This is a genomic window from Actibacterium sp. 188UL27-1 (assembly GCF_016901225.1).
Taxonomy (GTDB): domain Bacteria; phylum Pseudomonadota; class Alphaproteobacteria; order Rhodobacterales; family Rhodobacteraceae; genus 188UL27-1.
On the sequence record NZ_JAFEUL010000039.1, the window covers coordinates 1 to 6695 of the forward strand.

A 6695-nucleotide genomic window follows, 5' to 3' on the forward strand; every position below is an offset into this window, starting at 1 on the left:
CACGCGGTTCAACTCGCGCTCGCTCATAACCACCCATCCCATGTCCGCTCACCATCAATGATTTTTGAGGGCAGAGTGACATTCCTGAATTGCTCATGGGTGACATTTTAGCTTTGCGGCTACATTCGACCAATGCTGCGAAATCTACTTATGTTCGGAAACGATAACATCAAAAAGCGCTCACCGGCACTAATTTTGAACGAGTGCGTCTTCCCATTCTGAAAGAAACTTGGTGCGCTTCAGAGTATCAAGAAATGTCATCAGGGCTGGTTCCAAGGCAATCGTGGCGTTTTCGGTGCCATTCACTCTATCGTGGAGTGGTGGCAGCGTACGTGCGTCATCTGTTAGATTGGATTGATATGTGACGAGAAACTGAATGAAGCGCTGTGCGGCTGCCGGTTCATCCGTTTCCTTTGAGACCAGTGCTGTACGCATCATCGTTGTCGGAAAGTCCGAGGGCAGTACGGTTTCAAGGATAGTCTGGCTTTCGGCGCGCGCCTCCGCATAGCTGCCAAGCACATTGTACGCGACCACAATGGTTCCGTTGGTGAGATCGTCGATCATCTCGCCCGAGCAGCAGTACAGCCGGGCATCAAGCCCGCCCATCACCTCCATCAGCCGCCAGAAGGTCTCGGACGACCGCGAGTCCTGGGTGGCAAACAAATAGCCCAGGCCGGATTGGCGAACGTCATAGGTGCCGATGCGACCCCGAAACACGTCCGGGCGCGCACGCATCGCCTCTATCAACTCTTGGCGTGAACGCGGGATGGGCTGGCCTGCGAAAGCTGCACGGTTGATGACAATTGCGGCTGGTTCGGATGTGAATGCGAACAGGCTTTGGCGCCATTGTGCCCAAGCGGGATGCGAAACGCTTTCCAACTCCAGGGCGTATCCGTCATTTGTAAGTTTGAACTGCAAGTCCATTGCGCTGGAGACCGAAATGTCGAAAGCGTCGGGCGCTTTCCGAATTCGTCGGTCGATATCTGCCGTACCGGTGACCAGATACTCGATGGCGATATCCGAGTTTTGGCCAACGAATGCCTCGATCAGCGGTGCAAACAAGTCTGTATCCGTACTAGAGATGATGCGCAGCGTCGTTGTTGCTTTTGCATCTTTGAAGACCCGCCGGTCTTCCCAATCCTGTGCCCATCCAGCGTGACACACGCAGACCAGAACTATAGCGATAAAGCTACGCACGCGCCGCCCTCCGGCTGGTTTTCCAGTTGGATCTTACCGCCATGGGCCATGGCGACATCCTGTGCAATCGTCAGACCCAGACCCGACCCAATTGTATCCGCTGCATTTGCCCCACGCTTAAAGCGGCTTGTCAGTGTTTCGATTTCGTCCATCGGAAAGCCGGAACCTTGATCGCAAACCGAAATGTGCAATGTGGGGCTTGCGGAAACAGTGATCTCGATAGAGCTTTCTGCGGGCCCATACTTCATCGCATTGTCGATCAGGTTGCGCACGGCATTCTGGATCAGGACAGGATCGCCTGAATAAGGAACGCGTGGATCACCCCGCAACAACAGCGAAAGGTCTTTCATTTCCGCAATCGGTGTCATCCGCTGAACCAGGTCGTTCACCAGATCGACTAGGTCGATCTTTTCGCGCACCAGATGGTCTGCCCGGAAAGTGATCATTGCATGATCCAGCAACTGGCCAGCCGCCCGCGAGCTTTCATCGATAGCTTTCACCATGGATCGCATAGCCTCGCGGTTTTCTTCCTTTTCGACACGCTGCAGCGTGGCTTCGGCATAGGATCGAACGGTCGCCAGCGGAGTTCGAACCCGATGCGCAGCCTCTGCGATGAAGTCTTCCGACTGGCTTAACGATTGGTCGAGCCGTCCCATCAGGGAGTTCAGTGAACCGACCAAGGGGCCCATCTCCCGAGGGACCGGCTTGGTGAATGGGCTCAAATCTTGTGGTCCCCTCCGCGTGACCGACGTCGTCAGCTTGCCAAGTTGGCCGATGGTCGCCGACGAAGCCCAAAAAGACAAAGCCACCGCTAGCGCGAAAAAACCGAGCCCCAACAGGGCTGCATTGCGTGAAATCTGGTCAAGCGTTTTGGAAAGAGCGTCTTGGGTTTGGGCAAGAACGATCTGAAGTTCAGCGCGGCGGTTTACTCCGATCAAAGTGCGGCTTGCGCTGATTTTTCGAACACCCGAGCCGCGTATCAGATCGGTTTGAAAGGTCGGACTGTCTGAAAATTTTAGCTCCTCATAGCCAGACAGGAATTCACCGTCCTGTAGGATTGCATAGAACACGCGGTCGTCCGCAGAGGTGGTGAGCATCGAAAAGGCCGAGTACGGAAGGTCTAGCTCAATCACGCCATCCCGGATTGTGGCAGCGTCGAGCATCGACGTGGCTGATGCGTCGAGAATGTTGTCCTGCCCTTGTTGCGCCACTTGCACCGCAAAGTTGCGAACGGCGAAGAACAAGAGCAATGCCAGAACGGCAGCGCCGCTGATCAAGGTTAGCACCAACCGGTTCCTGAGCGATCCTGATACGGCAACGCTATCCATCGATGTCCAGCCGATAGCCTAGACCGCGTAAGGTCGTGATCTTCGCCTCCGAGGCTGACAAGTGTTTTCGAAGGCGTCCTATATATACTTCTATCGCGTTTTCCGAGACATCCTCGTCATAGGAAAACAGTCGATCAGCCAGCTTGCTTTTGGAAAAAATCTTCCCAGGAGCGTTAAGGAACAGTTCAAGAAGGCGCAACTCTCGATTCCGCATTTTGACGGCTTCACCCCCGACTGTCAGGTGGCCTGCGAGGGGGTCGAATACGACGCCCCCGACCTCGATTGTTGTCCTAGCGTTGCCGGAATTGCGACGCAGGACGGCGCGGCAACGAGCTTCGAGCTCGGCGTGGTCAAAGGGTTTCGTGACATAGTCGTCGGCACCCAGATCGAGCGACCCGATTCGATCCGACACCTGACTGCGAGCGGTCAGAATGATCACCGGCGTATTCAGATCACTGGCGCGATGCTGTTCCAGAAACGTGCGGCCATCGCCATCCGGCAGCATAATATCCAAGAGGATCAGATCGTATTCCCCGGTCGCGACAAAGGCTGACGCATCTTCTAATTTCTCTGCGTGATCAATGACATGCCCATCCAGCCGCATGCGCGAAGCGATTGCGTTGGCAAGGTCTTGATTGTCTTCAACCAGAAGGAACTTCATTGGATCTCGCGGCGATTTTTTCTCGTGACAGGTCTGTGTCAGGTTGGCGTGATTTCTCCTGCATCAACTGATCCGTGGAGCGGACAGTTGTCAAATGGGAGGACATTATGTCGAATTTCAAACTGGGCCGTTGGGCCCTTCTTGCGGCTGTTGCCGCATTTGGTCTGGCGGGCCCTGCGGCCGCTAATGACCATCAGGTTCTGGACAGCATTCACTTTCTGATCCCCGGCGGTGCCGGCGGTGGTTGGGACGGCACGGCACGTGGTACGGGCGAAGCGCTGACGGGTGCGGGTCTCGTTGGCACAGCGTCTTACGAAAACATGTCGGGCGGCGGCGGCGGCAAAGCCATCGGTTTCTTGATCGAGAACGCCGACAGCAATCATGGCACGTTGATGGTCAATTCGACCCCCATCGTGATCCGCTCGCTTACAGGTGTATTCCCGCACAACTTCCGTGACCTAACGCTGGTTTCGGGAACTATCGGTGACTATGCAGCGATGGTTGTTGGCAAGGATAGCGCGATCAACTCGATGGAGGATCTGCTTGTGGCTTTTGATGCCGATCCAAGCGCTACGGCCATCGGCGGCGGCTCGGTTCCTGGCGGCATGGATCATCTGGTTGCCGCTATGGTGATGGAAGCGGCGGGCAAGGATGCGCTTGACGTGAAGTACATTCCTTACGACGCAGGTGGTAAAGCCATGGCAGCGCTGCTGTCCGGCGAAATAGCAGCTCTGTCGACCGGATTTTCAGAAGCTGTTGATTTGGCAAGTGCCGGTGAAGTGAAAATCATCGGCATGACAGCGGACGAGCGTATCGACGCTGCGCCTGATGCCATGACAATGAAGGAACAGGGCATCGACACCACTTTCGTCAATTGGCGTGGGTTCTTCGGTGCACCAGGCTTGCCCGAAGACAAAGTGGCCATGTACCAGGATGCCATTGGCAAGATGTACGAAACCCCCGAATGGGAAGCCGTGCGTGCGCGCAACGGTTGGGTCAATATCCACAACTCGGGTGACGATTTCCTGACCTTCCTTGAGGCGCAGGAAAAGGTCATCGGCGACCTGATGAAGAAGCTCGGCTTCCTTTGATCACATAGGGGTCAGAGCGGGGCCCGCTCTGATCCAACCAATTTCGGGAGGGAGAAACATGGCTTTAGATCGGTGGATAGCGCTGATTTTGCTGGGCGTTTGCCTAGCATACGGCTATGCGGCATGGTTCACGATGGATGGCAACCTTGCCCCCTTTATCAAGCGAAACCCCATCTGGCCCAGCACATTTCCGAAAGTGCTGTCGATCCTCGGAATCTTCGCGACCCTTATCATTCTATTCGGCTTCGAAAAGGCAGAACCCAAAGAAGCCGACATCGATTACCGCCGCCTGACCGAATACCATCTGGGACAGGCGCTGTTGCTTTTGGGATTGATGGTGGCCTACGCGCTTTGCCTACGTTCCTTGGGGTTTCTCATCTCGACATCGGCATTTCTGATCCTTGGCTCGTTCATTCTGGGCGAGCGAAAGTGGCAGATCATGCTGCCTGTTGCACTGATCGCCACGGTGTCTGTCTGGTATCTCGTGCAGGAAGTTCTCGGTATCTACATGCGCCCGCTGCCGGGCTTTCTGGGAGGCTGACATGCTTGAAGGACTTCTAATCGGTCTCAACACGGCCCTCTCCATCCAAAACTTGCTGATGGTGATCGCGGGCTGCTTGATCGGCACATTCATTGGAATGCTGCCAGGGCTTGGGCCGATGTCGATCATTGCAATTATGATCCCTGTCGCAATTTCCATGGGCGATCCATCAACTGCACTGATCCTGTTGGCGGGCGTTTACTACGGCGCCATTTTTGGGGGCTCGACGTCGTCGATCCTGTTGAACGCACCAGGTGTCGCGGGCACTGTTGCCTCAAGTTTTGATGGCTATCCAATGGCGCGACAGGGCAAAGCGGGCAAGGCGCTGACCATCGCCGCCATCGCAAGCTTTGCTGGCGGCACCATAGGCGCGCTGCTTCTCATGATCTTTGCGCCAGCGTTGTCCTCGGTTGCGCTTCTGTTCCATTCCGCCGAGTATTTCGCCTTAATGGTCGTGGGCCTGTCGGCCATCGCGGCTTTCGCGGGCACGGGACAAGTCGCCAAAGCCATGATCATGACCATCCTCGGGCTGATTATGGCCACCGTTGGCGAGGGGGCGCTGTTCAACCTACCGCGTTTCACAATGGGGATCATGGACCTGCAATCGGGGTTTGGTTTCATCACACTCGCCATGGCCATGTTCGCTCTGCCAGAAGCCTTGTTTCTGGTGCTTAAGCCGAAAAACCTCCAGGGCGGCGACGGCGAGATCAAAGACCTGCGCATCTCGCGTGCTGAAGCCAAGGCGATTGCGCCAGTTATCGGGCGCCAGTCATTGCAAGGATTCTTCATCGGGGTTCTGCCAGGGGCAGGCGCGACGATCGCCAGTTTCCTTGGCTACGCAGTCGAACGTAATATCGCACCGAAGGACGAGCAGGAGGATTTCGGCAAGGGATCGATCAAGGGCCTTGCTGCCCCGGAATCCGCCAACAACGCCGCCTGCACAGGTTCATTCGTGCCGCTTCTCACGCTTGGCATACCCGGCTCGGGCACAACAGCCATCCTCTTAGGCGCGCTCATCGCTTTGAACGTCACGCCGGGGCCCCGCCTGATGCTGGACGAACCTCAGATTTTCTGGGCTGTCATCATGTCGATGTTCATCGGCAACCTGGTGCTTTTGATCCTGAATCTTCCACTGATCCCCTACATCGCCAAAGTGCTCGCAGTGCCGCGCAACTACCTCATCCCCTTCATTCTGTTTTTCACGCTGATGGGTGCCTATATTGGACAAAACAACGCAACAGAACTACTGCTGCTGGTCGGCTTCGGCGTCTGCGCCACGGCGTTGAAGTTTGCGGACTACCCGCTCGCCCCACTGCTGATTGGCTTCATTCTGGGCGGTATGATGGAAGACAATTTCGCCCGCTCCATGCAACTCTATGATGGCATTGCTTTCATCTGGGAACGTCCGATGACACTAGCGCTCCTGGCTATTGCTGCAATTTTGGTTGTGCTGCCAAGCTACCGCGCGAGGCGAGCGAAGGCTCGGATCAAGGGAGTTGCAGATGGCGAATGAGCATCATCCTTCTGGACAGTGCCTAGTCTTGTTTCCGGACGATTGAAACATTGAACATGCCCATGCAGAATAGTGCAGGTAGATGTTCATTGCATTTCATTCAACATTGGCTTCGTCTAAAGTTTGTGGCTGCTGTCAGCGAGAGGTTGCCTGAGAAATCTGAACAGATGAGTTAGGTGGATTTTCCGCTCGTGATCCGGCAGCGTGCCGGGACGACGAAGTGAAGATGGCAAGACGACCGAGACGGAACCACAGCCCTGCATTCAAGGCGAAAGTCGCGTTGGCGGCTTTGAAGGGCGACAAGGGTGTGAGGGTCAGAAAAGCGTCCAGTGGAAGGTTTCCCATGAAGCACGGGCGAACCTGC

At 55.7% G+C, this 6695-nt stretch carries 7 protein-coding genes; 3 read left to right on the plus strand and 4 right to left on the minus strand.

The window, feature by feature from the left end:
- Nucleotides 1–189 precede the first annotated feature (189 nt).
- The 3 genes from IU397_RS22900 to IU397_RS22910 all read right to left on the minus strand — a co-directional run bounded on the left by IU397_RS22900 (nucleotide 190) and on the right by IU397_RS22910 (nucleotide 3186).
- Nucleotides 190–1062, minus strand: a complete 873-nt coding sequence (locus IU397_RS22900) for an ABC transporter substrate-binding protein (RefSeq protein WP_370541765.1) — start codon at nucleotides 1060–1062, stop codon at nucleotides 190–192.
- A 113-nt stretch (nucleotides 1063–1175) separates the two neighbouring features.
- Complete coding sequence (locus IU397_RS22905) at nucleotides 1176–2525, minus strand: sensor histidine kinase (protein WP_204417939.1); 1350 nt, start codon at nucleotides 2523–2525, stop codon at nucleotides 1176–1178.
- Nucleotides 2518–3186 (minus strand): response regulator transcription factor, encoded by a 669-nt coding sequence (locus IU397_RS22910; RefSeq protein ID WP_204417941.1) that lies wholly within the window; start codon nucleotides 3184–3186, stop codon nucleotides 2518–2520. The genes IU397_RS22905 and IU397_RS22910 overlap by 8 nt, the downstream gene beginning before the upstream one ends.
- Nucleotides 3187–3293: 107 nt before the next feature.
- On the opposite strand from IU397_RS22910, the gene IU397_RS22915 reads away from it, so the two are divergent.
- Genes IU397_RS22915 through IU397_RS22925 form a run of 3 tightly spaced genes read left to right on the plus strand, consistent with a single transcriptional unit; the run spans nucleotide 3294 to nucleotide 6331 of the window.
- Nucleotides 3294–4277 (plus strand): tripartite tricarboxylate transporter substrate binding protein, encoded by a 984-nt coding sequence (locus IU397_RS22915; RefSeq protein ID WP_204417943.1) that lies wholly within the window; start codon nucleotides 3294–3296, stop codon nucleotides 4275–4277.
- A gap of 58 nt (nucleotides 4278–4335) precedes the next feature.
- Entirely contained in the window at nucleotides 4336–4818 is a 483-nt protein-coding gene (locus IU397_RS22920) for a tripartite tricarboxylate transporter TctB family protein (RefSeq protein ID WP_204417944.1), read from the plus strand.
- Nucleotide 4819: 1 nt separating this feature from the next.
- A complete protein-coding gene (locus IU397_RS22925; protein WP_204417945.1) occupies nucleotides 4820–6331 on the plus strand; it encodes a tripartite tricarboxylate transporter permease in 1512 nt (503 codons plus the stop codon).
- A gap of 135 nt (nucleotides 6332–6466) precedes the next feature.
- On the opposite strand, the gene IU397_RS22930 is transcribed toward IU397_RS22925, so the two are convergent.
- A partial coding sequence (locus IU397_RS22930) for a hypothetical protein (RefSeq protein ID WP_204417946.1) occupies nucleotides 6467–6695 on the minus strand: 229 nt, incomplete at its 5' end.

Excerpts from the sequence above, each read along its gene's own strand:
- IU397_RS22915 (WP_204417943.1), top strand. The coding sequence starts at position 3,294 with ATGTCGAATTTCAAACTGGGCCGTTGGGCCCTTCTTGCGGCTGTTGCC.
- IU397_RS22910 (WP_204417941.1), bottom strand. The coding sequence starts at position 3,186 with ATGAAGTTCCTTCTGGTTGAAGACAATCAAGACCTTGCCAACGCAATC.
- IU397_RS22920 (WP_204417944.1), top strand. The coding sequence starts at position 4,336 with ATGGCTTTAGATCGGTGGATAGCGCTGATTTTGCTGGGCGTTTGCCTA.
- IU397_RS22925 (WP_204417945.1), top strand. The coding sequence starts at position 4,820 with ATGCTTGAAGGACTTCTAATCGGTCTCAACACGGCCCTCTCCATCCAA.
- IU397_RS22905 (WP_204417939.1), bottom strand. The coding sequence starts at position 2,525 with ATGGATAGCGTTGCCGTATCAGGATCGCTCAGGAACCGGTTGGTGCTA.